Annotated in this window: 23 protein-coding genes; 16 read left to right on the top strand and 7 right to left on the bottom strand. The window is 48.9% G+C overall.

Going from position 1 to position 24,131, the window contains the following annotated elements:
* The first annotated feature begins 9 nt into the window (after nucleotides 1-9).
* The 5 genes from ACL2XQ_RS09755 to ACL2XQ_RS09735 all read left to right on the top strand — a co-directional run bounded on the left by ACL2XQ_RS09755 (nucleotide 10) and on the right by ACL2XQ_RS09735 (nucleotide 6,557).
* Nucleotides 10-2,757 (top strand): VirB3 family type IV secretion system protein, encoded by a 2,748-nt coding sequence (locus tag ACL2XQ_RS09755; RefSeq protein WP_413740332.1) that lies wholly within the window; start codon nucleotides 10-12, stop codon nucleotides 2,755-2,757.
* A 23-nt stretch (nucleotides 2,758-2,780) separates the two neighbouring features.
* Nucleotides 2,781-3,500 (top strand): type IV secretion system protein, encoded by a 720-nt coding sequence (locus ACL2XQ_RS09750; RefSeq protein WP_413740331.1) that lies wholly within the window; start codon nucleotides 2,781-2,783, stop codon nucleotides 3,498-3,500.
* 11 nt (nucleotides 3,501-3,511) lie between these two features.
* On the top strand, nucleotides 3,512-3,787 hold the full coding sequence (locus ACL2XQ_RS09745; RefSeq protein WP_413740330.1) for an EexN family lipoprotein: 276 nt from the start codon (nucleotides 3,512-3,514) through the stop codon (nucleotides 3,785-3,787).
* 74 nt (nucleotides 3,788-3,861) lie between these two features.
* A complete protein-coding gene (locus tag ACL2XQ_RS09740) occupies nucleotides 3,862-4,902 on the top strand; it encodes a type IV secretion system protein (RefSeq protein WP_413740329.1) in 1,041 nt (346 codons plus the stop codon).
* 272 nt (nucleotides 4,903-5,174) lie between these two features.
* The gene (locus ACL2XQ_RS09735) at nucleotides 5,175-6,557 is read left to right on the top strand and encodes a HEPN domain-containing protein (protein WP_413740328.1); all 1,383 of its coding nucleotides are present in this window, start codon (nucleotides 5,175-5,177) and stop codon (nucleotides 6,555-6,557) included.
* A 30-nt stretch (nucleotides 6,558-6,587) separates the two neighbouring features.
* Here ACL2XQ_RS09735 and ACL2XQ_RS09730 read toward each other — a convergent pair whose 3' ends face one another.
* From ACL2XQ_RS09730 to ACL2XQ_RS09715, 4 genes are all read right to left on the bottom strand, one after another.
* On the bottom strand, nucleotides 6,588-7,748 hold the full coding sequence (locus ACL2XQ_RS09730; RefSeq protein ID WP_013203711.1) for an IS30 family transposase: 1,161 nt from the start codon (nucleotides 7,746-7,748) through the stop codon (nucleotides 6,588-6,590).
* A 163-nt stretch (nucleotides 7,749-7,911) separates the two neighbouring features.
* Nucleotides 7,912-9,246, bottom strand: a complete 1,335-nt coding sequence (locus tag ACL2XQ_RS09725) for a hypothetical protein (RefSeq protein ID WP_413740327.1) — start codon at nucleotides 9,244-9,246, stop codon at nucleotides 7,912-7,914.
* Between the two features lie 265 nt (nucleotides 9,247-9,511).
* A complete protein-coding gene (locus tag ACL2XQ_RS09720; RefSeq protein WP_413740326.1) occupies nucleotides 9,512-10,129 on the bottom strand; it encodes a LysE family translocator in 618 nt (205 codons plus the stop codon).
* 305 nt (nucleotides 10,130-10,434) lie between these two features.
* A complete protein-coding gene (locus ACL2XQ_RS09715) occupies nucleotides 10,435-10,836 on the bottom strand; it encodes a VOC family protein (RefSeq protein ID WP_413740325.1) in 402 nt (133 codons plus the stop codon).
* Nucleotides 10,837-11,092: 256 nt separating this feature from the next.
* Between ACL2XQ_RS09715 and ACL2XQ_RS09710 the strand changes: the two genes are divergently transcribed.
* From ACL2XQ_RS09710 to ACL2XQ_RS09680, 7 genes are all read left to right on the top strand, one after another.
* Entirely contained in the window at nucleotides 11,093-11,233 is a 141-nt protein-coding gene (locus ACL2XQ_RS09710) for a hypothetical protein (RefSeq protein WP_413740324.1), read from the top strand.
* Nucleotides 11,226-11,909, top strand: coding sequence for a virB8 family protein (locus ACL2XQ_RS09705; RefSeq protein ID WP_413740323.1), 684 nt, complete (start codon nucleotides 11,226-11,228; stop codon nucleotides 11,907-11,909). Before ACL2XQ_RS09710 ends, ACL2XQ_RS09705 begins: the two co-directional genes overlap by 8 nt.
* Nucleotides 11,906-12,799, top strand: a complete 894-nt coding sequence (gene virB9, locus ACL2XQ_RS09700; RefSeq protein ID WP_413740322.1) for a P-type conjugative transfer protein VirB9 — start codon at nucleotides 11,906-11,908, stop codon at nucleotides 12,797-12,799. The genes ACL2XQ_RS09705 and virB9 overlap by 4 nt, the downstream gene beginning before the upstream one ends.
* On the top strand, nucleotides 12,796-14,034 hold the full coding sequence (virB10, locus tag ACL2XQ_RS09695) for a VirB10/TraB/TrbI family type IV secretion system protein (RefSeq protein WP_413740321.1): 1,239 nt from the start codon (nucleotides 12,796-12,798) through the stop codon (nucleotides 14,032-14,034). Before virB9 ends, virB10 begins: the two co-directional genes overlap by 4 nt.
* Entirely contained in the window at nucleotides 14,024-15,052 is a 1,029-nt protein-coding gene (virB11, locus tag ACL2XQ_RS09690) for a P-type DNA transfer ATPase VirB11 (RefSeq protein WP_413740320.1), read from the top strand. The genes virB10 and virB11 overlap by 11 nt, the downstream gene beginning before the upstream one ends.
* Nucleotides 15,039-15,440, top strand: coding sequence for a cag pathogenicity island Cag12 family protein (locus ACL2XQ_RS09685; protein ID WP_413740319.1), 402 nt, complete (start codon nucleotides 15,039-15,041; stop codon nucleotides 15,438-15,440). The genes virB11 and ACL2XQ_RS09685 overlap by 14 nt, the downstream gene beginning before the upstream one ends.
* A gap of 77 nt (nucleotides 15,441-15,517) precedes the next feature.
* Nucleotides 15,518-15,820 carry a TrbM/KikA/MpfK family conjugal transfer protein gene (locus ACL2XQ_RS09680; protein ID WP_413740318.1) on the top strand — a complete coding sequence of 101 codons (303 nt, stop codon included), beginning with the start codon at nucleotides 15,518-15,520 and terminating at the stop codon, nucleotides 15,818-15,820.
* Between the two features lie 46 nt (nucleotides 15,821-15,866).
* Here ACL2XQ_RS09680 and ACL2XQ_RS09675 read toward each other — a convergent pair whose 3' ends face one another.
* Nucleotides 15,867-16,766: a LysR substrate-binding domain-containing protein gene (locus ACL2XQ_RS09675; protein ID WP_413740317.1), complete on the bottom strand. Its 900-nt coding sequence runs from the start codon at nucleotides 16,764-16,766 to the stop codon at nucleotides 15,867-15,869.
* Nucleotides 16,767-16,871: 105 nt separating this feature from the next.
* Between ACL2XQ_RS09675 and ACL2XQ_RS09670 the strand changes: the two genes are divergently transcribed.
* The gene (locus tag ACL2XQ_RS09670; RefSeq protein ID WP_413740316.1) at nucleotides 16,872-17,612 is read left to right on the top strand and encodes an SDR family oxidoreductase; all 741 of its coding nucleotides are present in this window, start codon (nucleotides 16,872-16,874) and stop codon (nucleotides 17,610-17,612) included.
* Nucleotides 17,613-17,703: 91 nt separating this feature from the next.
* Here ACL2XQ_RS09670 and ACL2XQ_RS09665 read toward each other — a convergent pair whose 3' ends face one another.
* Nucleotides 17,704-18,189 carry a GNAT family N-acetyltransferase gene (locus tag ACL2XQ_RS09665; RefSeq protein WP_413740315.1) on the bottom strand — a complete coding sequence of 162 codons (486 nt, stop codon included), beginning with the start codon at nucleotides 18,187-18,189 and terminating at the stop codon, nucleotides 17,704-17,706.
* Between the two features lie 747 nt (nucleotides 18,190-18,936).
* Entirely contained in the window at nucleotides 18,937-20,400 is a 1,464-nt protein-coding gene (locus tag ACL2XQ_RS09660) for a pyridoxal-phosphate dependent enzyme (protein WP_413740314.1), read from the bottom strand.
* Nucleotides 20,401-20,496: 96 nt separating this feature from the next.
* On the opposite strand from ACL2XQ_RS09660, the gene ACL2XQ_RS09655 reads away from it, so the two are divergent.
* The 3 genes from ACL2XQ_RS09655 (at nucleotide 20,497) to ACL2XQ_RS09645 (ending at nucleotide 24,129) form a co-directional block, all read left to right on the top strand.
* A complete protein-coding gene (locus ACL2XQ_RS09655) occupies nucleotides 20,497-21,009 on the top strand; it encodes an Lrp/AsnC family transcriptional regulator (RefSeq protein ID WP_413740313.1) in 513 nt (170 codons plus the stop codon).
* Nucleotides 21,010-21,322: 313 nt separating this feature from the next.
* The gene (locus tag ACL2XQ_RS09650; RefSeq protein ID WP_413740312.1) at nucleotides 21,323-21,670 is read left to right on the top strand and encodes a hypothetical protein; all 348 of its coding nucleotides are present in this window, start codon (nucleotides 21,323-21,325) and stop codon (nucleotides 21,668-21,670) included.
* A 584-nt stretch (nucleotides 21,671-22,254) separates the two neighbouring features.
* The gene (locus ACL2XQ_RS09645; RefSeq protein ID WP_413740311.1) at nucleotides 22,255-24,129 is read left to right on the top strand and encodes a type IV secretory system conjugative DNA transfer family protein; all 1,875 of its coding nucleotides are present in this window, start codon (nucleotides 22,255-22,257) and stop codon (nucleotides 24,127-24,129) included.
* Nucleotides 24,130-24,131 lie beyond the last annotated feature (2 nt).

Below are 24,131 nucleotides of genomic sequence, written 5' to 3'. Positions count from 1 at the left end.
GGGGAACGAATGACCACGCTCAACAAGGCGCTGACGCGCCCCGCCGCCATCATGGGCATTCCCCTCGTGCCGTTCGTTATCGTCAGCGGGACTCTTGTCCTGCTGTCGGTCTATCTCAACTATTACCTGGCGTTGTTACTGATACCGGCCTGGATGGAAATGAAGGCCAAAGCCCGGACGGATATCCATTATTTCGGTCTGCTCTGGCTGGCGTTTAAAACCCGTGGCCGGTTCGCCACCAACCGGCATTACGGCGCGAACGCCATGCTGGCCAATCGCTATGATGCCGTCGATGTGTCGGAGTTAACCCATAAGATGAAGCTAAACGAGCGCATCACGCTGGATAAATACATTCCGTATTCCTCTCATATTCACCCCCAGGTGATAAGGAACCGCCATGGCGACCTGGTTGCCACCTGGGAGCTGGCTGGAGCCGTATTTGAATGCGAGGATGAACACCACCTGACCTTTCTGGCAACCCATCTCAACAATGTTATTCGTTCGTATGAAGGGCTGCCGGTCACCTTCTATATTCACCGCATTCGGGAACAATACCGGGATACGTTTGAGGCCCATTCGGGTATTCCTTTTTCGGATGAGGTTTCAGCGCATTATTACCGGCCGATTAAAGAAAAACCCTTCTGGCGGCACCGGCTGTTTTTCACCGTCTGTTATGCGCCATTCTCGCGGCTTGAGAAAAAGGTCATGAAGACGCAGCCGGTCGGGAAAAGACACGCTGCGCTGGATAACGCCCTGAAAGCAATGTTGGAACATCAGGAGGCGCTGACGTCCGCCCTGTCCCGCTATATGGCGACCCCACTGGGGGTTTATGAAGAAAATGGGCGCGTGTATTCCTCACAATTGGCGTTTTATCATCGCCTGATCACCGGCAAATGGCAGAAGGTGGCGGTGACCCGCTCACCGTTTTACGACACGCTCAGCACACCGGATGTCTTCTTTAGTACCGACACCGCCGAGTGCCAGACGGTCGGCGGCTCCCGTTTTTTCCGCAGTCTGGAAATCAAAGATTACTCACCCCAAACCCATACGGGTTTACTGGATGCGCTGCTGTATGCCGAAAGCGAGTATGTGCTGACGCAATCCTTCACCTGCATGGCGAGGGATGAAGCGCAAAATCACATCCGCCTGGCGGAAAAGCGCCTGAACTCGGCGGATGATGACGCCCTTTTGCAGCGTGAAGAGCTGATTGTCTTGCGTGACCTGCTCCAATCCGGGCATATCTCGTGCGGGAAATATCACTTTTCCCTGCTGGTCTCCTCAGACAACGCCGACCAGGTGGTAAAAGACACCAACGCGCTGGCCCAGCCCTTTGCCGACCTCGGCATCATGACAGCCCTGTCCACCCTGTCATTACCCGCCGCCTACCTCGCGCAACTGCCGGGGGCGTATACGCTGCGCCCCCGGCTGGTTGCGCTCAGCAGCCAGAACTATGCCGATATGGCCAGCCTGCATAACTTCCATCCTCACAAACGGGACGGCAATCCCTGGGGTGAGGCCATCGCCATCCTGACATCGCCGGGCGGCGGCGGTTATTACCTGAACCTGCACGACAGTCAGGCCGGGCGGGATGATTTCAATGAAAAAACGCCGGGCAATACGGCGATTATCGGGAAAACGGGGTCCGGCAAGACGCTGCTGATGACGATGATGCAACAACTGATGCAGAAGTACCGCAACCCGGCGACGTTTTCCTCGTCGGCCACGATTAAACGGCTGACCACCGTTTATTTTGACAAGGACCGGGCGGCAGAGATGTCGATACGCCAGATGGGCGGGCGTTACTTCCGCATCCGGACCTGTGTCCCCACCGGGTTTAATCCGTTTTCACTGGCGCCGAGCCGGCGAAACATCAGCTTTATTAAACGGCTGGTCCGGATGCTGTGTCGCCGTAACGGCAAGCCGCTCGACCCACGCGACGAAGAGCGTATCAGCACCGCCGTGGATACCATCATGCTGGACTACCCGCCGGAATACCGCCGTTATGGGATTACCCGACTACTGGAAGTGCTGCCGGAGCCGCCAACCAAAGACGCCCACACCAATGGGCTGCGCATCCGGCTGAAACAGTGGGCGCAGGGTGGCGAATTCGGCTGGGTATTTGATAACGAAGAAGATACCTTCACTATCAGCGATATTGATAACTTTGGTATTGATGGCACGGAATTCCTGGACGACGACGACATCCGCGGCCCCATCACTTTTTACCTGTTGTACCGCGTCACCAGCCTGCTGGACGGACGCCGCCTGGTGATGTTTATGGACGAATTCTGGAAGTGGCTGGCCGACGTCGAATTTTCCCGATTCTCGCTCAATATGCTGAAAGTCATCCGCAAGCTCAATGGCATCTTTGTCCCCGCCACCCAGTCGCCCGATGAAATCGTTAAGCATCCCATCGCCCCGGCAATCATTGAGCAGTGCGGCACACAACTATTCCTCGCCAACCCGAAGGCCAGCCATGCGGATTACGTGGAAAAAATGAAAGTGCCGGAAAGTGTGTATGACATCGTGCGCACTCTTGATCCGGGCGAACACTACATGGTGGTACTGAAAACGCCCCTGCGCGCCGGTGAAACCCGACCGTTTGTGTCGATGGCAAAAATGGACCTGTCGGGACTGGGGAAAATCACCAAATTGCTGAGCGGGAGCGAAGACAACCTGAAAATATTCGACGCCCTTTATCAGGACGGCATGACGCCTGAGGAATGGAAAGAGGCATTTCTTGAACAGGCAATATAACATTCACACCGGAGATAAAATCAATGCGTACCCGATATAAAATCCTGGCATTATCGTTGTTTATTTCCGCCCCGTCGATAAGCGCCGGAATACCGGTTTTCGATGCCGTGCAGAATGCGGAATCCATTACCCAATGGACTGAAAAGCTCAAGCAATGGGAAGAAACCGTGACTCATTATAAAAGCGAGCTTAACGCCTACAAGCAGCAATTAGCCACGGCGACGGGCGTACGGGATATTCAAGGTTTTCTCAGCGACGCCAGAAGCCTGAAAACCGATATTGATGCGCTGCGCAAGAATGGCATTTCGCTGAATGACCTGCTCACGAACCAGAACGGTTCATATTCCTCTGAACTTCAAAGCCTTTACAGTAAATACAACTCTTTCGATGTCTGCAATCAGTCCAGCACGTCACAGAGTTACTTGGCAAGCTGCAAACAAATCGTTCTCAATCAGGCGGTGTCCATTGAGAACACCAGCAATGTGGAAAACAGGATCAACAGCACACTCAGCGATATATCAGACTTATCTGACCGCATAACGAACGCGCAGGACTCGAAAGAGTCACAGGACCTGGCTAACGCCGTGGCGGCCAAAAGCGTACAATTAAATGCGCTGACCAGCCAGTGGGAGATGTCACTCAGGCAGTCTGAGCAGCGAACAAAACTGCTGGAGCAGCAAAGACAGAAAGCCTTTGAGCAGCAGCAGTTAACTGCACCGGTTGCTGATCTGAACACTCTATAGGGAGCTTAAACATGTCCAAATCCTTTTTAACCTTAATCGTCGCCTCAGGCATTATCGCATTATCCGGCTGTAAAGAGACAAAGTCCGAAGCTTGGTATAAGCAACATCCAGATGAGACGTATACAGTCTATACACAATGTCTTAAAGATGGCGAGGCCAGCGATAATTGCGAATTTGCCCAAAGGGCAGCCATTATGTACGCGCAAATAGGCAAACCAGGGATAAAGGAAAAATTCGAAGCACTGTTTCAGCAGGAAGCTAAAAAAATAAAATCCGTTACCGAGTAATATCCCCGCCAGTAAAAACAGGGACGCTTCCCTGTTTTTTATTTCCTGTCTATTTTTATATCAAGCGAGGCATTATGTCCGGTGGTATTTTTGTTGGCATGGACAAAAACATCATGGAAGGACTCAACGCCGTTTTAGAAGGTCAGTCTTCCACCTACGGCTCGATGATAAGCATTATAGTTGTCAGCTCTTTCACCTTATTCATCGTTTATCGGGGGTATCAAACACTGGGGGGAAAATTACAGACCCCGGTTGAAGATGTCGTCTGGGATGTGGGCCGGATGTTGCTCATTACCACCTTTGTGTTAAATCGCGATAGCTGGCTGGATGCCGTGATCGCGGCCATCGAAGGACTTAAGGATGGAGTAAGCGGCGATGATAATGTCTGGGTCCTGCTCGATACCGTATGGGAGAAGGCACAAACGCTGGGGCAGACATTGTTTAATCTGGATACCTCCACTTATGTCCAATTGAGCGGGGGCTTCGCCGAAGTGCTGGTATGGGGTGGCGCAATCGTGCTTTTACTTGCCGCAACGTTTGTCAACCTGCTCGCCGAAATCACCCTACTGTTAATGACCACAACGGCACCCCTGTTTATTTTCTGTCTGCTGTACGGTTTCCTGAAGCCCATGTTTGATAACTGGCTAAAAACCATTTTTACGGCGATATTGACAATAATGTTCTCTGCCTTATCCATCCGGATCGCCATCAATTACCTGAATAAAATACTGGATGCCGCTATAGGCACATCCAGCAATAGCAATATGGTGACTCTGGCGGCGCAATGTTTGCTGGCCGGGATCGCGTCGGGAGTTGTCGTTTATTTCTCCGCGAAGATTGCCAGTGCGCTGAGTGGCGCAGCTGTCCAGGCCACATTACAGGGCGCGGTGATGAGTGGACTGGGCGGACTGGTAAAAAAATCCTCTGACGCAGCCAAACCGGCGATGAAGATCGGGGCGGTCGGAGCCAAACTGGCGGCGAAAGGCGGTGTCAGTGCTGCCGGCGCAACAGGCAAACTCATCGCCGCCAGCACCGGCAAAGCCATCTCTGCATGGCAAAAACGCACCGCCGCTATCGAGAATATGAAACGTTTTAATCAGCAGCGTAACCGCTAACCCCCATCTGGATTAAGCCACCACTCAACCCGAAACAACATGACTAGACCTGACAGACTGCTATGGGGTGAAACGGCCCTGCCTTTAACCTATCTTTAAGTCGTCATGTTTAATTCTGATTCTTCTGATAATTTCATGTCGATTCGAAATTTTTAGTCAGGTTAAGAGAGTTTAAAGTCGATAAAAACACCAAAGCTGAAAAATTTACTTGCAAATTCATTAAATAAGGTTTAACGAGTTAATAACTAAATACATGCATAGGACGATGGGTTATGGATGAGATTAATTATTATAAAGATAACATTAGCGAGCGCCTTAAAGGGCAAGTCATAATTGACGATGAAAGTTATGCTGCAGAATTATTCATAAATGTTGATGAAATAAAGATTCGGCTATTTGATTTTAATAGTAAAATAAATCGCACTTACATAGAAATGATGTCTTTACATTCACTTGTATTCCAAAAGGGGAATGGACAGTACCTTTTGTTCGGTTTGAAGTTAAATGAAAGTTCATTTATGACAATAGGAACCAATGAAAGCTTCGACGATTATACATTCTTCGCTCAAGGGTTCTTGTATTCAGAAGGGGAATTAAAAAATAATACTTTATTTGCAAATTTAAGTATTTACGGAGAGAATATAAAAAAATGGTCTGGCTACACCCGTAAATTAGATAAAATAATTGAGTGTGGAATTGGCAATAAATTACCTGATAAGGAAGATTGCGTAGAATTTGAAAAAGACATTCCCAGCGTTGGGGCTATTGGGTTATATTATTCATATAGATACGGTGGGTTAAATGGTTTGCACACAGTCGGAATGAGTGTTGAACCGCACGTTACCATTACCTTTGAGACACCTATTTGTCTCGATAAGTTAATTGAACATTACATTGATTTGTATATGATATTAAGGTTTTTTATTGGTAGTCCACTAATGATTTCAAATGTCAAAACCCAGAATTGTTCTGATTATGGAAGAAATTATACTCAGTTCTATCTAGCAGAAAAAAAAGAAGGTAAGAGAGCTATCGATATCAGCATGCTTTTACCCTACTCTACTATTTATCGTGATGACTCAGAGAATAGTTTTCCCGAGTCGGTTTGGGAAAACTATTATAATCCCAAAAATAATGAAATTAAAGAGCTAATAAAAAAATATATGACATATTCTATGATTCATGATAATGAAGAGAAATTTTTAGGTTTCTATAGAATAATTGAAATAATGACAGCTAAAAAATCTTGTTATGTAGATGCGGAACGGTTGTCAAATTTACTTAAAAGATCAAGAAAATTATTAGCAAAAGAATTCCCCAGCACATCTCTTAGCGAATTTTTTAGAGCAATAAAAAGAGCAAACAAAAGCAAGCAAAATACTGAAAGTTGCATCCATCATTTTATAAAAAACCTTCCCGAGATAGTGGTCGAAAGGTTGAATATTAAAGATATAAATATCAGTGAGATATGTAATTCTCGCAACAAAATCATACATCAACCATTATTTTTGGAAACACCTGAAAAAATTTACAAGCATATGAATACTACAGAGGAACTTACAAAATTAGCATTACTGATTAGGCTTGGAATTCCTGAGCCAACACTTGAAGAAATAATTAATCATAACCTACCCCAGTTCATTAATACACCCTGATGTCAGCTATGTCCGCTTTTGGCTGTGAGTTCAACCGATGGATGCAACACATTGGTTAAAACGCTCTGCGGGTGATTCATAGTCTAGCGTTTTTCTTGGCCTCTCGTTGAGCTGCCTGGCAACACTGTTTAGTCTTTGCTGGCTGTGAACCGATAAGTCAGTTCCTTTTGGAAAATACTGCCTAAGCAATCTGTTCGTATTTTCATTGGAGCCGCGTTGCCAGGGAGATTGTGGATCACAAAAATAGACCTCAATTTCTGTTGCTACAGTAAAAAGGGTGTGATTAGTCATTTCCGCCCCTCGATCCCAAGTTAATGTTTTATAAAGTTCAACAGGCAGCTGCCGGGCTTGTTTGATTAGTGCGGATATGACTGTGGCTGTCTTGTTATCACTGATTTTGGCAAGCATAACAAAGCGGGAATGGCGTTCTACCATCGTGACAATATATGAGTTTTTAGAGCCCTGTATTAGGTCTCCCTCCCAGTGACCTGGTATAGCTCTGTCTGCAACATCAGATGGCCTTTCGCTGATGGGTATTGCATCCGGTATTGAGCCTAATCCCTTTCCTTTAAGTGATGTCGTTCTGGATTTACGTACTACTCTCCCGCTTCTTAGGCACTGCTGCAGCTCTTTTTTTAAAGCTCCCCGGGTTTGTATAAAAAGCGTTTTATAAATCGTTTCGTGTGACACCTGCATTTCCTGATTATCCGGATAACAGCGTTTAAGCCAACCGGCGATTTGTTCCGGCGACCAGTCCTGATACATCTTCTCTGCAATGATTTTACACAATGCGGGGCATCCAATTAGCTTGCAAGGTTTTGGCCTCAGGGCACTGTCCCACGCGTCCTTATCCGCTTTTGCAGCTCGGTAATGTTTTGCACCTCCATGCCTTTTGATCTCGCGGCTAATAGTTGAAGGGGCTCTTGATAATTTGTCGGCGATGTCCCTGATGCTACTTTTTGCTACCAGCCCCCTGGATATTTCCTCTCTTTCATCAAGTGAAAGAGCCAGCCGGTGTCGCTTTCTGACAGAAGGGCGATAACCACCAGTTTGGTGAATAGTGGGCATAACAGAAGAGTGATATCTGTCGAACATTCTGGCGATATCATGCAGGGAATCACCTTGCTTATACCTGTCCCAGATAATCGCTTTCTGTTCTGGCGTGTAGTAAATGCGCGTTCTTCGTTTCATGGCAACGTCCCCCCTTGTTTAAGGATAGCGTTGCGTCGACCCGTTGAACTCACAGCACGAAGCAGACATGCTGATGTGAATAGTCCGATATGAGCGATCATCGGACCTAACACAACCATATTTATTGTTTAATTTATCAGAAAAGGCGTCATCCCTAAAAAGGTTAAGCTGGCGGATTAGTTGCTTTAATCGCTGCTGCATAATAACAACTCTCATTATCATTTATACGCATTGATTTCCAAGGAGATTTAGAGCAAACATTGCTATTACTAGTCCGAATAGATGAACAGCAGACAGTATAAAATGGGCATTTATTATTCAATGAATCAACTAAACTTTCTGTTTTTATAATTTCACCAGAAGATTTATAGTGCCGAAAAATAAAGTGAAAGCAGGTGCGTAACATTTTTGATCCGAACAAGGTTAATTCATCATTTTCAGGCAATGCAAAATCATACATAATATCACACTGTGGTCTCTCATCATCCTCATGTTTTTCCTGGATGATAGTGCAGGCACCAAACTGCTGAATTATTTCATTCATAAGCTCAGTTTTTTCTGTTACTTTTTTTATTATGTCTAACTCAAAAAATGGATTTTCCTTTCTATAGATTAAATTCTTATTTATTCTATCAAGAGTAAGCTTTATAAATTTACCCATCGGTTCATCAATAGGAAACATTGAATATATTTGGCTAAGTGAATTGCTTATGGTTTCATCTTGTTCGTTTAATTGTTTTTTAACATGTGACACAAGATTTTCATACCTGCAACCAGCATGTAATGTTTCACTTTCTTTTAGTAGATTAAATAAGACATGAGGAGGGTTATTGGATTGTAGAGCGGATAACATACAACAAATTATGTCTTCCTCGTTTAATGAAGGTGCAATTTCCCCTGCTAACCATTTGATAGTATGATATGGGTGAAAGGGTGCTTCCTGAGGTGATCCATTCATCGCACTTATACATTTGCACTCAAGCATAAAAGCTGCAGATTCAAGTATTTCAAGCACACCTATATCTAGTTTATACTTGCTTTCGGAATAAATAATGGTGCATTTTATTAATGATGTGCAAACAACGCTATCGTCAGCAACCTCCATATCATGTATTTTTGCCGATTCAAAAGACAAGTCGTTTACTTTTACATGAGTAGGCAATCCACAAGTGTTCAACTTCCTATTAGAATAAATGTAGCTGTAAAATCTTTTGTTAAATTCAATGTTTCCTTGATCCATTCCACACGAACCAATACATACATCTTGATTGTCCATTGCCCAACGAAAATTAGACCACAGGGTGATTTGCGTGCAAAAAAGAGAGAAACCATTAATTGTAGAAATATTATGAAGGAAGTGAATCCATTCATGAAAGAAAACACCGAATTGCACCGGATTTGTAAATCCCGCTAAATTTTCAGGGTCAGAAAGCGCTGGAAAATCCTTGCTTAAAGTTATAATCTGTGACTCTGGTAAATAAGACGCAATCGTAGCCATTCACACCTCTCATAAATTTGCAATATATTTAAAAGTGAGATTATATATTTTTCCATTTATTCTTAACCTAATAATTAACAATTATCTTATAGAAACACCTTATATATTTTACTTAGGCACTTCTAATTTAATAGGTCATAATTAGTTAACACCTAGATTATCATACCTTTGCCAAAGTTATTTTGGCAACTTCCGGTTTTTGCACACAGCAGACAAACACGTTACGCTGAAGGTCTGCTGAGAGCGAGAAACGGACCTTAGCGAATTACTTTAACAGCAACCGTATTCCTAGCCCGGCCATTATCCCTCCGCTTAATTTGTCTATGAATTTACGATACTTAACATAAGCCTGGCGTGGTCTATCGGTTGATAATAAAACTGCGACAACTGCGTACCAGAGTATATCAATAGCGAACGCCATTAAGGGCAAAATAATATACATGGCGGGTCGTATATTCGTTGTAAGTGCTGCGGAAAAAATACTGGCGAATACCAGCGCCGTGTGGGGATTGCTAATTTGTGTAATTATGCCTGTCGTAAAAGCTCTTAAAAAGCTCATTTTCCCTACACTGGCCGAATCAATAAGTCTGTTTGAAGGACGTCGAAACATTTTCAAAGCAAGCCATAAAAGATAACAGCCGCCAGCAATTTTTAAAGCTGTATAGAGTGACGGAACTAAAGTCAGTAGAGCATGCAACCCCGCCAGCGCTATAACGGCGAAGACAAGCGCACCGCATCCCATACCTGCCGCCACGTATATTGCCGCCCGTCGCGAGCTGGACATAGCCGTACGGGCAACGAGAAGGAAACTGGCTCCTGGGCTCATCGCGCCAAAAAGAATGGCGGCCCCAATAGCAAATAGTGCAATTAAATTATCTGTCATAAATATCCCTCTTGTATTCTATGCGTTTATCCAGTCTGTTCATTGGATGACAAAAGCACCACGGATTGTTTCGTCCTGAATAGCATCCAGGCTCTATCAGAAATTTTCTTTACAACTATGCCATTCAATTCCAGTGGCGTCTATTTCGCCAAAAAAAAATACACTTCCTAGCGTGTAACAGATTTCAACCGTACTGTTTTGGTTTACTTCACTTACCGCTTCTTGCACAAAACTGCCCGCAACAACGGCCTCGGGCGGTTATGAACGAGAAGCGTACTTAGCAGCACATAATGGAGCTTGGTGCTTCAGTTCTGCGTGTTCTGGTAGAGATCCCAGCGGTTGCCATAGAGGTCTTCAAACACAACCACCGTTCCATACTCTTCCTCACGCGGCTCCTGGCAGAAATGAACCCCTTTCGCCTTCATGCCATTGTAGTCGCGCCAGAAATCGTCGGTCTGCAGGAACAGGAATACCCTGCCGCCGCACTGATTGCCGATAAAGACTCCCTGCATCTCATTTGAGGCGCGGGCCAGGAGAATATTGCAGTCGCTTTCCGGATTCGGGGTGACCACCACCCAGCGTTTCCTCGGCTGTGGCGTATCCTCAACGAGGGTAAAGCCTAGCTTGTCCGTGTAATACTCAATCGCGCGGTCGTAGTCGTCGACCACCACGGCCACGTACCCCATGCATCGCTTTTGCGTTCTCATTTACTGCTCCGTCAGGTTTAAGGCATAACTGCCCGAATACTCTCTTTTATCACAAAAGTACTTCGGCTCATCGTCTGTGTTGGTCCAAAGCAGGGAAGTCCGCTTCTGGCATGGTGCCAACTTCCAGATTAGATTTAAGCTCGCAACTAGAAACTGTGTTAACACTAAATCTCTTCCCCGCTCATCACATCCGCACTCGTATCGCGTCGTGACAATAACACTGACGCCACCGCATCCGTTAAATAAAGGGCCTGATATGAAACTCAGCATCTTCCTTCTGATGCTGTGCGCGCTCATGGGCTGCACACAGCATAACGCCACTCTCCCGCCGGTATCCGGCGAACCACAACCGGTTAATTCCCCGTCCATCATCCCGGAGCTGACAAACCATGCCTGAAACAGAAAACGTCATTGCGTCATCCCGAAATTTTGAAACCGTCATTCTGGAAAAGGATGCGCGTGAAAAAAAGGTTGCCTGGCTGATGGCAGCGGTCGGCTTTATTCTTGCCGCGATGACCATTGCGGCCCTGATTATCCTGCTGCCACTGAAAACCACCGACATTGAGTTATGGTCGGTGGACAAACAGACCGGTCGTTATGAATACATGACCCGGATTAAAGAGCGGGATATTTCGGCGGAAGACGCCCTTGCGCATTCGTTAGCGGCGCATTACGTCAGACTCCGCGAAGGGTATAACTATTTTTCGCTCCAGCGCGATTATGACGATGTGCAGTTATTTAACAGCGACAGCGTGAATAAAGATTTTCTGGAAGAGTTTAACAGCGACCAGGCGCCGGATGTCATTTTCAATAAAGCGGAATATGTCGTGTATATTGACATTATTTCTAACGTTCACGCCTCCGCCACAGCGCCCGATCATCTGGCGACATTGCGCATCAGACGCACTATACGCCGCATTGCGGATAACTCGGTCAAAACGGATGTCTGGAATATTCGCCTGACATACCGCCACCTCCCACGCAAACAACTCACCGACAGCCAGCGCGAAGTGAACCCGATGGGCTTCATCGTCACCAGCTACCAGCGCGATAAAGAACTGAGGACTGAATGATGCTGAAAAATAGTCTGGGCCTTACCCTTATCCTGGCGTCAAGCGTTGCCTGGGGGGTGGCCATGCCGCGTGGAAGTACCTGGGACAGCCGGATGCAGAACGTCTTTTACAACAGCCAGAACGCCACGGTCGTCAACACCCGCCCCGGCTACGTCACCACGCTGCTGTTCGACGATGATGAGGAGGTTATTGATGCGCAGGCGGGCTTTCCCAAAGGCTGGACAGTCACGAAAAGTGATAACCGGGTGGGCATCAGTCCGAATCCCATCACCCAGCCGGTGACGGATGCCAGCGGCAATAACGTCAGTCAGGTCTTTCTCCCTACCGCAAAGGACTGGAAAACCAATCTTTTTGTCGTGACGTCAAAACGTGATTACAGCCTAGAACTGAACGTGCTGGATAACGACTCGCCCTCTCAGGCTTTTGTTATCCGCTATCGCTATCCGGAAGAGGCCCGCCGGCAATCAGACGCTGCCAGCGCGACCCGCCTAAAAATGCTGCGGGAAAAACAGGAAAAACAGCGGATAGCAACGGCATTTAAACGAGCCACGATACCACGCAACTGGCGCTATACCAAACGGGTGGCGGCAGGCTCGGCGTCAATAGCGCCAGACTTCACTTACGATGATGGCCGCTTTACCTATATCGGTTTTTCACCCGTCAAAATCCTCCCCTCTGCGTTTCTGGTCGTTAACGGTCAGGAGCAGGCGGTCACGCCCCGAATTGTCAGCCAGGGCAATTACACCGTGATGGTGGTACGGGCGTTGTCGCCGCGCCTGGTACTGCGCTACGGCAATGCCGTGGTCGGGATTGAAAATGCAGCATACGGGCAAGCCACGGTCGCCAGTGGCGACACCGTGTCCCCCGCCGTCACGCTGGAGGCCAAATGACAGACCAACTTACCCCGGAAGAAGCGCAAAAAACCACGGCAGAATTGGAGGCAGAAGCCCGCGAGCACGCCCGGTTAGCGATGGCGAGCCCGGAGTCGGAACAACAAACGCCGCCCGGTCAGCCCGAAGTGACCCGCTTTCGTAAATCATCCGGTCGCCGGACGCTGCTGGTATGCCTGGTTAGCCTGGCCTTACTGATTGCACTGGCGCTCGGCGGCGATCGCTTGCTCGGGGCGCTGAAAAACAAAGACGAAAAGGAGGCCGACACCGCGCCTCCGCCTTCGACCGGCGCGGGACAACATACACGTACCAATCTCGGAATGGACAGCAATCCGTTCGGTCTGTTCGGACAGAACAAGCCGGAAACGACGGCGGACAAGGGCAACGCGCAAACCACCGTACCACCGTCACCACAGGAACTACCCTCGTTGAACAAGGCGACGGCGCTGGCTGACGGGCTGAGCAATGCCACCGGGACCGCGCAGCGAGGCAATACGCGAACCACCCGAATCGAACCGCGCGACAGCGCGGTGCCGACCGGCGGTCAGGCAACCGCCTCCGTGACCAAGGGTAACAATGACAGTCCGGGGGTGGCTAAGGTCACCGGCGTCAAGCGACTGATTCTCGATCCTGACCTTTATATTCCGGTTGACCGCTATATTCCTTGCTCAATGATGCGGCGGTTTGTCTCCGATGTGGGCGGCGCGATTTCGTGCCTTATCAGCGAGGATATCTACAGCGCCAGCAACCATGTGAAGCTGCTCCCGGCGGGCACCGTCGCCAGGGGAATATACCGCTCAGGGGCGTTGCAACACGGACGCAGCAGGATGTTTGTCATCTGGACGGAGTTACGCACGCCGGAGCCCGGCAGTCTGCAAATCCCGCTCACGGATACCGGGGCCACCGGCCCGCTGGGTGAAGCGGGTATTTCGGGCTGGATTGATACCCATTTCTGGGCGCGTTTCGGTAATGCCCTGATGCTGAGCACCGTGCAGGATGTGGCTGCGGCAGCGGCGGATTCAGCACCGGGAAAAGACCGCAACACCGACTATACCGAAAACACCCGCGCCGCAGCGTCGGAAATGGCGAAAACGACGCTAGAAAACAGCATCAATATTCCACCCACCATGTATCTGAACCAGGGCGACATTATCAGCATCATGACCGGCACCGATATTGATTTTTCCTCTGTCTATCAACTGCGCATGAAACAAAGAGGGGTATATGACAACTGAAAACCTGTCTCTTGATTTTATGAAAAATCAGCTTTTCGGTGATTTTCTGCCAATGGGGGGGTTGACCGACATCGCCATTAACCGTCCCGGCGAGATCCACACCAAAATACGGGGAAAATGGCAGATGCACGATTCCCCGGTCACGCTGCGTCAGTGTCATGCCTTTGCTAAAGTGCTGGCTTCATGGAATGAGGACAACGTGGATGATACGTCGCCGATCCTCTCCGCCACGCTGGGTTCCGGTGAACGTATTCAGGCCGTTATTCCCCCGGCCTGCGAGCGGAATACGGTTTCCATCACGCTGCGCAAACCGTCATTCGAGCAGAAAACGCATCAGTCCTGGATTGATGCCGGTTTTTATAACCGGGTGACGGGTAAGGAGCGAACTGAAAGCAAGGACGATGAACTGGCCCGATATTATACCAGCGGGGATGTCCCCCGCTTTATTGAAAAGGCCGTTGAATATGGCAGGACAATTTTTATTGTGGGAGAAACCGGCTCCGGCAAAACCACCTATATGAAAACGCTGCTGTATTATATACCGCAACACCTGAGACTCATCACCATTGAAGACACCCCCGAAATCCAGTTTTATCACCACGCCAACTATGTTCATCTGTTTTATCCGGCGGATGCCGGGGAGGACGCCATCGTCACACCCGGCAGGCTTATCCGGGCCAATTACCGGATGAACCCGGACCGCATTCTGCTGGCGGAAATTCGTGGCAGGGAAGCCTGGGACGCGCTGAAAATCGTCGGCTCCGGTCATGAAGGACTTATCACCTCGCTACACGCGGGCAGTCCGCAAGACTGTATTGAAGGCATTATTGACCGCTGCTTTGAAAACCCTGATTGCCAGAATATTCCGTTTGCGGTGCTGCTGCGCAAGGTGCTTAAAAGCGTGGATATTATCGTCAGTATTGATATTCACGGCGATATCCGCCGGATGGGTGATATCTATTACAAATATCTTCACCTGGATAAAATGAAGGAGGACTTCAACGATGCGAACAATTGACCTATTTTTAACCAGCGCGATGATAGTTATCCTTTCTGGCTGTTCATCCCCACCAGAGCCTGTGCAGCCCGAATGGGGAAAACCCGGCGTGGAAATGAATACGAGTCTTCCACAGTGGTCAGAGAACCGGGTTATTTTGCCGTCTTCCACAGTCGACGACCACTGGTCAATAAAAATGACTCTCACCCCTGATGCGGTTTACCCGCCCGACGTCTGGTATGCCGTAGTCCATTCCAGTCAGGTTATCGTTAACGCATCGGATGGTGAACGTTATTTCAGGGCGAAAGCCTGGCTACGAAAAAACGGTTACTCCGGTGTCATTACCTTCCTACCAAAACTGAATAATTGCCTGACCTGTAATACCACAGAAATTGAGTTTTATCGTTAACTCTATTTACATCTCAGCTTATCCAGATAGCCCATCCCGTCGATTCAATAGTCCATTCCCACTCAGAGGTAATTAACATGAAATCGATCATGCTACCTGCATTTTTTCTCTGTATTGCGTCGTTATTGTCTTCCCCTGCGATGGCCGCTGATGCCTGTGAGGTCGTTTTATGCATGTATGGTAAGGCGACGGGAAATGGCGGAGGAAAAGAATGCAGCTCTGCTGAACGTTCTTTCTTTAATATCGTGAAAAAGAACAAACACGGCTTTCTCCCCAGCCATACTGCTGATGCCCGTAAAGCCTTTTTGCTCGAATGTCAGTCAGCCGACACGGCAATTATCGGCCAGATTATTAATAAATTTGGCCGTATACGCAGTTGATCAATTACCGGCACGTTTGCCGGGTGAGCTGATTATGACGTCAAGGCTATGAGATGGAACGCTTTGCCAAAAAATCAAGAAATGCCCGTAATGGTGGGATCATTTGCCGGCGGCTGGTGTAGTACACATAAAAACCAGGGAAAGCGGGCGTCCAGTCTTTTAAAAGTTGTATCAGTTGTCCATTTTCCAGAAAGGGATCGACCTGGTGGGCAAACTGATACGCTATTCCTGCACCATCCAGTGCGATTTGAGTAAGCATCGCCGGTTCATCGACAATCAGCGCACCCTTGACGTTCACTTCCAGTTGTTCACTCTGACGCTGGAATTCCCACCGGTAAACGCTGTTGTCGCTTGGACGGCGATAAGTCAGACACCGGTGACGAACCAGATCCTGCGGTTTGCGTGGATACCCTGCCTTCGCTATATAAGCAGGGCTGGCAACGACTTTCATTTCCAGATCGCCGCTGAGCCTGACAGCCACCATATCACGATGCAGCTTTTCACCAAGCCGTATCCCGGCATCGAAACGTTCGGCCACGATATCAATCAGCCGGTCATCAGTCACCACATCCACGGTGATATCCGGGAAAGCGCTAAGAAAGCCGCCTAATATTGGCGCCAGGTAGTGTATTGCAGCCACTCTCGCAACGTTAAGCCGCAGTAGGCCAGACGGGCGATCTGCCTCCTGAACCGCATCGGTCACTGCACCTTCCAGCTCTTCCAGCGCAGGTCCCAGCCGTTGCATCATTCGTAACCCCGCATCACTCACCGCCACGCTGCGCGTTGTCCTATGGAGCAGACGAACCCCCAGACGCTCTTCAAGCTTGCGGATAGTGAGGCTTAACGTCGAGGAAGTGATACCGAGATGGGCCGCAGCCTTGGAAAAACTGCCATGCTCAACAACTGCCGCAAAAGCCCTGAGTTCTGCGTATTCGCTACCGCGCATTATGCTTGAATTCTCAAACAGTTCGATTGATATAAAGGTTATTATCAAACAAAAGAACAAGGTTTACCATTCCCGGTAGAGACTTCACAAAGCGGGAAACAAAAAATGAACAGGTTCTCTGGAAAACGAATCCTTGTCACTGGCGCCACCAGCGGTATTGGTCTGGCGGGAGTTAAACGCATTGCGGGTGAAGGAGGTTCGATCATAGCCACGGGACGCGATCCCGAACGGCTTGAAAAGTTGCGTACTCTGTTGCCCGATGGATCGGTGGTTTTCCAGAACGATGCGTCAGATCCAACTGCCGCTGACGCATTGGCGTACGAAATCCGCGAACATGGGCGAATTGATGGACTCTGGCTTAATGCGGGATATGCCACGGTCGGCAAGTTTGAGCACATAGACGCCGCCGCATTTGATGCGTTGATGGCGGCTAATGTACGAGGTCCCGTGCTCCAGTTGGCAAAGTTAGCCGACCATCTCAATAATGGGGCATCCGTCGTCGTCACCGCGTCGACATCGGCCTATGAAGGCGCAGCGATGGCAAGCTTGTATGCGGCAGCCAAAGGCGCATTGATATCGCTTGTTCGTTGTTGGGCATCAGCGCTGGGTCAGCGCGGTATCCGCGTTAATACGTTGGTGCCCGGCCCCATCGACACGAATTTTCGGAATTTCATGAGCGACAACTTCCGAAGAGAGTTTGAAGCCGATGTGGTAAATCGATTATCGCTGGCGCGGGTGGGTTCGGCTGAAGAGGCGGCGGCTGTCGGCCTCTTTCTGCTGTCGGACGACGCCTCATTTGTCACCGGTAGCCAGTACTTTGTTGATGGCGGTTTGACGAAACGCTGAATTGACTGGCGCTTCTCATGCTCGTGATCAAGCCCCCCTGAAAGCGTTATCGCGCCGCGCATGAATGGTGTGTCGTTCTCGCTAAAGGATTCTAGCTTCCGGTTTCCTTAGTCGCCGGATCAGTTATCTTTTGTTTTTTTAAAATAAAATAACAAAGCCGATGGTCATATGTGGTCAGAACCGACTCAAAAGAAACGGGCTTATAGCCCCTCTTGAGATACATACCACAGGCAGGTAAAGATGCATCCAGTCTGATTTCGTTACTGTAACCGAACACCAGTGTCTCAAGCTTGTCCATCATGTAACTGCCCAGTCTTTTACCCTGAAATAATGGTAAAACAAACAGCCTGCATATTTCATTATCTTTTATGCTCCCTGTGGCGACTGCTTTTCCTTGAGCGGTGAGAATATAAACCCCTCCAGCATCAACGGCATCCCTGATACTGTCAGTAGAATGATAATTCAAAAAAAATTCAACCACGCCATCTGGATAATATTTCGGATAAGTAGAGGATATGGTCTCCCTAACAATTTCTGCGATGGTGTCAATATCCTTTCTTTCAGCCATGTAAAACATCGAATCAGTCCCTCTCGTTTTGCATTTTCTGATAGCTTTCACCGGGTACAGGTACAGGCCGGGTAAGAACGCTCATACGCCGAGCGTACTCACTAAGCGGCAGTGTGGATGACTATTCCCCCCGCTGTAACCGGCGAGGAATAGGCTGTATTTCTCAAGTATATAATTGTCTGAAAAACAGTCGAATACAATCAACTTTAACTATCGATTGATAGTTTTTTGCCGCTTTGAGTTCATGGATGAGTCGCATAATAACGCCGCAGCCGCTGCTCTTTGTTCCAAGGAACGAACAATAACTAGATTCGACGCCAGGTAATTCCGGTTGAGGCTGCCTGGGTTTATGACAGTCCACTTATAAGCACAATGCTGCATCTCAAGAAAGTGACCTGTATGGCTGGGAATCCATACGATGTTACCATTACTTTGGATATTGAATATCCAATGACATAAAGAAGAGTCGATAGCACCACCAAAAAAATCGCTAAAACCTGATAGCGATGACGTTCAACAGATAAAGCCGCAAACTTGGCCATTTTTAACCTCAAAAAAAGGTACTTTAACAAATTGTACAATATTCATCTTACATTGCCGGATATCGCCACGACTTTTTTTTAACGGACAATTCGGCTACGGCATTATCACAATAGTTTCGCCGACGGCACACATTAGGGATCTCGGTTTGATTGCCAGTGAAAAAGTTGGCTTCCATGCGGTTTGATATACAAAAATATTGTCAGATAATGACGCTTAGTCACATGCTATATTCGCTCCGGTCAGAATAGCAGCGACCGGGCCAGAGCGTAACGCAGGTTCCTCTGGCAAATGTGACAAAATGCCAGCCAGGGATACCGCGCCGGAAGGCTCTAATATAAGCCCGGCATACTTAAGCGCATAACGTGTCGCCACGGCTATCTGCTCCTCCTCAACCAATATCATTTCATCCACCACATCGCGCATATCTTCCAGTGCCTGCGGCACCGGCACGCGCACAGCCAGGCCGTCGGCCTGGGTATTCACCGCTTCGCCGATCACTACCCGATTCGTCAGCCAGCTTTGGTACATGGCGTCAGCGCCGCGCGGACACACGCCAATAATGCGGATATCCGGCGCCGACGCTTTGATCCAGCGTGCCACACCGCCAACCAACGCACCGTTGCCGACCGGGATATAGATTGCACGGAACGGAACACAGGCTGACAACAGCTCAAGACCGATAGTACCGGCCCCTTCGCTCACTTCCGGCTCTAGGCCGTCTTCGATAAACCAGCCGCCGATACTGGCGCAATATCGTTGGCCCTGTTCCTTGGCGCTATCAAAATCGACGCCTACCTGCCTGATATCGGCGCCATAGGCTGCAATGGCCCCAATTTTCAGCGGGTTGGCATTTTGCGCGACAAATACCGTCAACGGCAGGCTGGCCTTATGGCAATAGTACGCCAGCGCCAGACCCCAATTGCCCGCGCTGGCGCAGACCAGCGGACGCAATTCGCCACGGGCAAGCGCGCCGGCGATAACCAGGCCCGCACCGCGCCCTTTAAAGCAGCGCAGCGGATTAAGCGTTTCCACTTTGAGCCATACGGCGCGCCCGAGCTGAGCCGATAACTGGGGGCATTCGTACTGCGGCGAATTAAGGAATACCGGGTCGATGGCATCGGGCGCCTGGCGAATATGGTCCAGGCTGAGCCGGTGCGCGGGCCGCTGTCCGTCGATCAGGGCTGAACGTTCGGCTATGGGTCGGATGGCATCGGCACCTATCGCCCGGTCGGTCATCAAGATGCCGTCGAGGTGATCGATTTCATGCTGGATCAGTTCCGACATATCCGGCGGCAGCTTATCCCATTGATGAGAGAAACCCTGTTCGTCTTGCCATGCCACGCTGATGCTCATATGACGCAGCACCCTGACGATCGCCTCCGGTACGCTCAGGCAATCATCCCAGACTTCCTGCATAGCGTCGCTGCGCCATAAAATACGGGGATTTATCATGGCAAAAGGACGGGCGCCCAGTTGCAGCACGATAATCCGCAGCGGGATATCAACCTGCGGCGCGGCCATCGCCCGGCCAAAACCAGCCCCCAGGCGAAAATCCGCCAGCGTGGCCTGCAAATCGCCGATAATCCGCCGCAGTTCGGAATCGAAATCAATGACCGGACCGGCAATGCCATGCAATCCCGGCGCGTTGTCGGTGATAATGGTGAGCACTCTGGACATCTTTTCCCCCTCTGCCGTTAGTGTTAACGTAGTTTAACGGCGTTGCAGCGCCTGGTGACGGCATATTCAGGCACTTTCTTGCGGACTAACGGATAAATGAGCGATAAAAAAGCGGCTAAACCGCAACAGAGCCACAGCATAACCGCTATCGACGAGTTCGACCGCCGTATCTTGGCGCGTTATCAACGCGATACCCGCCATATTGCGCAAAGCATCGGTGAAGAGGTTGGCCTGTCGGCTGCTGCGGTGCAACGGCGGCTTAAACGGATGCGCACGGATGGCATCATTGAGCAGGAAACCGCTACACTGAACCCTCACGCTCTCGGCTACCCCGTGACTTGCCTGGTGGGTATCGATTTGCTTGAAGAACGCAACGAACAGATCAAATCTTTCAAACAAGCGATGCTTAAGCAAGCACAAGTCCAACAGTGTTATTACGTCACCGGAGAGTATGACTTTATTTTGACGGTAGTCTGCCGCGATCTTCTGGATTATGAACGTTTTACGCAAGAGGTCATAATGGCCGAACAGAACGTACGTAGTTTTACTACCTGGGTAGTGATGAGCAAAGTAAAATCCGGCACAGCCCTGCCCCTCGCACCAGATTAAGCCCCACAAATGCTGGAGTCATGCTTGCAAACACACCTGAGTATTTGCCGATAATACAATGCTGATAGTATAAAAGAGTAAAGGCGCATTTTAAATAAAAGGATATGACAAAAACAGCCAATATAAGAACTTCGTGGATATCATAAAATAAAGCGCAAAAAGAATTTGCATCATCGAATGTCAGGACAATAAAACATATGTGGCAAAAATTAAACACTCTCCAAGAAAAATCACATTACCACAATGACTTTATCATCATTCAAAGCCAGAGATATTTTACCAAGGGTGAGATCTTCGCGCAACGGTTTTAGCCGTGAAAATCAACCCCACTATATTAATTATTAATTCCGGCACAGGAATAGGGATCGAAGTTATTACTTTGAGGTTGATTGTCTTTTCAATATATAATTACGCTGCCGTAATTCGCATTTCACCAGCGCAAATTTTTTTTGCCCGCATTGAATTATATCTATCCATAAAATTTCAAATCGAAGGCTATTATATTTTCATTACTACCGAACTCAGCGTTGAAATTCAATCTACAAGATTGTTAATTTCATCGCATCTAAAACGTCAACCAGTAATGGTAATAACGATACTCACAGACGGTTTTTTTTGGCTTTTAATCCTAGGCTCCAGCATAGGATTAAAAGTAGCGTGAGGCGAGTAATTCAATTTCGAAGAAATTGCTAATTTGCGTCGCCCGAACCCACTGGCGAGCGTTCACCCCCAGGTGAACCGAGCTGGCCGGGGGAGCCGAATAAATTTTGCCGCCCCAGCGAGCAAAAAGACGCGCCCACGCGTCGGTTTATTTGGGGGGCGTCAGCCCCGCACACCGTCGCGGCTAAGTCTCCGGCCAAAAGCCGGTAGCGTGGCGCGACCACCCTCTTTGAAGGCGTTTTCCCATTTTTTCGCTTGGCCGGAACGGACAAAAGAAAAAATAGGCGAAAAACGGCGTCTCAAAGGGGGTGGTCGCGCGTAGCGGGCGACGGTGTGCCGCCGTTGACGTTGGGGGTTTTGGCGCGGCGTCCAGCCGCGACATTACCCCCATGCGACAGTCCATAAGGGCGTCCAGCCCGCTTGAACTGGCGGACGCCGTTCGGGCCGGGAAGTGTACTTTCCGGCACATGGCCGCAACGCGGCCACCTCACGAGCCCCATGCTTTCGCCCCGCCTTTTCGCCCCACGGTGTTGGGCGAAAAGGCGGGGCGAAAGCATGGGTCGAGTTGCTGACGAAGGAGGCATCATGATCTTAAATAAGCTGGCCGTTTCACTGTCGCCGATAGTGAATGGCGCGCTTACATTTATTGATTTTACGCAACAGCATCAACTGATGCTGGCGTTGCTCTCGGGGCTGTCCATGCCATTTTTCGCGTCGATGAAAAGCGATGAACGGCAAAAAGCCCCGTTCTGGCAAAAGGGGATTATTGCTTTTGCCATGCTGTGTTTTCTTTTCGGTACGATGGTCCCGGTTGTTATCTGGATTTTTCAGTGGCTTTATAAAAGCCGGATAGTCGCCGGCATTCCCGTTCTGGCATGGTCGGTGCTGATTGCCTTCACCGTAGCAGGTTTTATTTTCCATATTCTGCTGCGCAGGGTATTAACGCCAGAATTGGACAAAATAAAGAAACGGCTCGTCAAAAAGTCAACGCTTGAACGGGAATTACGCACCGATGTGCGCACGGTGAAATCGTTACTGCCGGAAACATTGCATTATGATCCGCTGGATTATATCGACCTGAGCAAAGGCATTTTTATCGGGGTGGACCGGGAGAAACAACCGATGTATCTCCCGTTAAAAGACTGGCAAAGACAACACGCGGATATTATCGGCACGACCGGCGCCGGTAAAGGGGTGGCTACCGGGATATTACTTTATCAAAGTATCCTGGCCGGTGAAGGCATCTTTGTCATGGACCCCAAAGATGATGAATGGGCGCCGCACCTTTACCGGAAAGCCTGTGAGGATGCAGACAAACCCTTCGCCTTAATTGACCTGCGAAAACAGCAATACCAATTAAATCTGATTGAAGATATTACCCCCGATGAACTGGAAGAACTTTTCGTCGCTGGGTTCAGCCTGGCGGAAAAAGGTCAGGAATCTGACTTTTACCGCATCGACGACAGAAAGGCCGCGCGCATGGCGTCGCAATTCGTCAGTCACCATCCAGACTCAACCATCCGTGATATTTATAACGGCGAGTATGTTCAGGGTATTGCGGAAAACATCAAAGCTTTTTTCGGCAAGATTGAGGAACTGGCATTACTCAATGCCATCAACGCGCCGACGGGATTTTCACTTAAACATATCTTTGATGAAGGCGGTTGCTGTTATGTGATTGGCTCAATGCGAAACAGCAAAATTATTACCGCACAGCGAATGCTGCTGGTTCGCCTCTATCAGTTGGCCGAACGGCGTGACCGGGTAAATGATATCCCCCGCCCCATTGCCATCTTCCTTGATGAACTGAAATACCATCTTTCCAAACCCGCACTCGAAGGACTGGGGGCGGCAAGGGATAAAGGTGTTCATATTATTATGGCGCATCAATCCGTCGCCGATCTAAAAGACTGCCCGGCAGATTTAAAAGGTGACGCCGTTGTCGGCGCAGTCGTTGAGAATGCCAAGTTCAAACTGGTTTATCGTGTCATGGACCCCGATACCGCCGAATGGGTGGCAAGAATGTCAGGCACCATATTAGTGGATGATGAAGTCCGCAAAGCGAAAACCGATACTATGCTGACAGAAACCATCGACAATGAACGCACAATCAGACAGGCGGAGCGTTTCTTTATTGACAGCAATATGATCCTGAACCTGCCCGATTTTGTCAGCTTCATCTTTACGACCAAAAAACTCCCGTCAGCATCATTAATTTCACCGATCAAGGTGAAAAAGCGCAATCTTGAGATTTTTTTAGTTTCTCCTGAAATCGCCGCCTCAGCGGCATCGGTAAAAGTCTCGCTAGATTTCAGCGAGGAAGAAAACACACCCGTACCCACAACATCAACGCTGAATGTCATGGCAACCCGGCCCGATCTTTTCTTCACGGATGAAGACAATAAAACCACAAAGCCGACGCCTGACGAAGAAGAAAAACTGTCCCTTCTCGATTTTTAGGA

It is taken from the genome of Sodalis sp. RH14 (assembly GCF_047324285.1).
Classification (GTDB): domain Bacteria; phylum Pseudomonadota; class Gammaproteobacteria; order Enterobacterales; family Enterobacteriaceae; genus Acerihabitans.
Note: the sequence above shows the minus strand (reverse complement) of the source record. Positions and strands in the feature narration are given on the sequence as shown.

Coding starts and splice junctions, on each gene's coding strand:
- ACL2XQ_RS09675 (WP_413740317.1), bottom strand. CDS start 16,766: ATGCGCGGTAGCGAATACGCAGAACTCAGGGCTTTTGCGGCAGTTGTT.
- ACL2XQ_RS09655 (WP_413740313.1), top strand. CDS start 20,497: ATGAGCGATAAAAAAGCGGCTAAACCGCAACAGAGCCACAGCATAACC.
- ACL2XQ_RS09750 (WP_413740331.1), top strand. CDS start 2,781: ATGCGTACCCGATATAAAATCCTGGCATTATCGTTGTTTATTTCCGCC.
- virB11 (WP_413740320.1), top strand. CDS start 14,024: ATGACAACTGAAAACCTGTCTCTTGATTTTATGAAAAATCAGCTTTTC.
- ACL2XQ_RS09705 (WP_413740323.1), top strand. CDS start 11,226: ATGCCTGAAACAGAAAACGTCATTGCGTCATCCCGAAATTTTGAAACC.
- ACL2XQ_RS09715 (WP_413740325.1), bottom strand. CDS start 10,836: ATGAGAACGCAAAAGCGATGCATGGGGTACGTGGCCGTGGTGGTCGAC.
- ACL2XQ_RS09720 (WP_413740326.1), bottom strand. CDS start 10,129: ATGACAGATAATTTAATTGCACTATTTGCTATTGGGGCCGCCATTCTT.
- ACL2XQ_RS09645 (WP_413740311.1), top strand. CDS start 22,255: ATGATCTTAAATAAGCTGGCCGTTTCACTGTCGCCGATAGTGAATGGC.
- ACL2XQ_RS09685 (WP_413740319.1), top strand. CDS start 15,039: ATGCGAACAATTGACCTATTTTTAACCAGCGCGATGATAGTTATCCTT.
- ACL2XQ_RS09670 (WP_413740316.1), top strand. CDS start 16,872: ATGAACAGGTTCTCTGGAAAACGAATCCTTGTCACTGGCGCCACCAGC.
- virB9 (WP_413740322.1), top strand. CDS start 11,906: ATGATGCTGAAAAATAGTCTGGGCCTTACCCTTATCCTGGCGTCAAGC.
- ACL2XQ_RS09740 (WP_413740329.1), top strand. CDS start 3,862: ATGTCCGGTGGTATTTTTGTTGGCATGGACAAAAACATCATGGAAGGA.
- ACL2XQ_RS09665 (WP_413740315.1), bottom strand. CDS start 18,189: ATGTTTTACATGGCTGAAAGAAAGGATATTGACACCATCGCAGAAATT.
- ACL2XQ_RS09660 (WP_413740314.1), bottom strand. CDS start 20,400: ATGTCCAGAGTGCTCACCATTATCACCGACAACGCGCCGGGATTGCAT.
- ACL2XQ_RS09730 (WP_013203711.1), bottom strand. CDS start 7,748: ATGAAACGAAGAACGCGCATTTACTACACGCCAGAACAGAAAGCGATT.
- virB10 (WP_413740321.1), top strand. CDS start 12,796: ATGACAGACCAACTTACCCCGGAAGAAGCGCAAAAAACCACGGCAGAA.
- ACL2XQ_RS09735 (WP_413740328.1), top strand. CDS start 5,175: ATGGATGAGATTAATTATTATAAAGATAACATTAGCGAGCGCCTTAAA.
- ACL2XQ_RS09680 (WP_413740318.1), top strand. CDS start 15,518: ATGAAATCGATCATGCTACCTGCATTTTTTCTCTGTATTGCGTCGTTA.
- ACL2XQ_RS09725 (WP_413740327.1), bottom strand. CDS start 9,246: ATGGCTACGATTGCGTCTTATTTACCAGAGTCACAGATTATAACTTTA.
- ACL2XQ_RS09755 (WP_413740332.1), top strand. CDS start 10: ATGACCACGCTCAACAAGGCGCTGACGCGCCCCGCCGCCATCATGGGC.
- ACL2XQ_RS09745 (WP_413740330.1), top strand. CDS start 3,512: ATGTCCAAATCCTTTTTAACCTTAATCGTCGCCTCAGGCATTATCGCA.
- ACL2XQ_RS09710 (WP_413740324.1), top strand. CDS start 11,093: ATGAAACTCAGCATCTTCCTTCTGATGCTGTGCGCGCTCATGGGCTGC.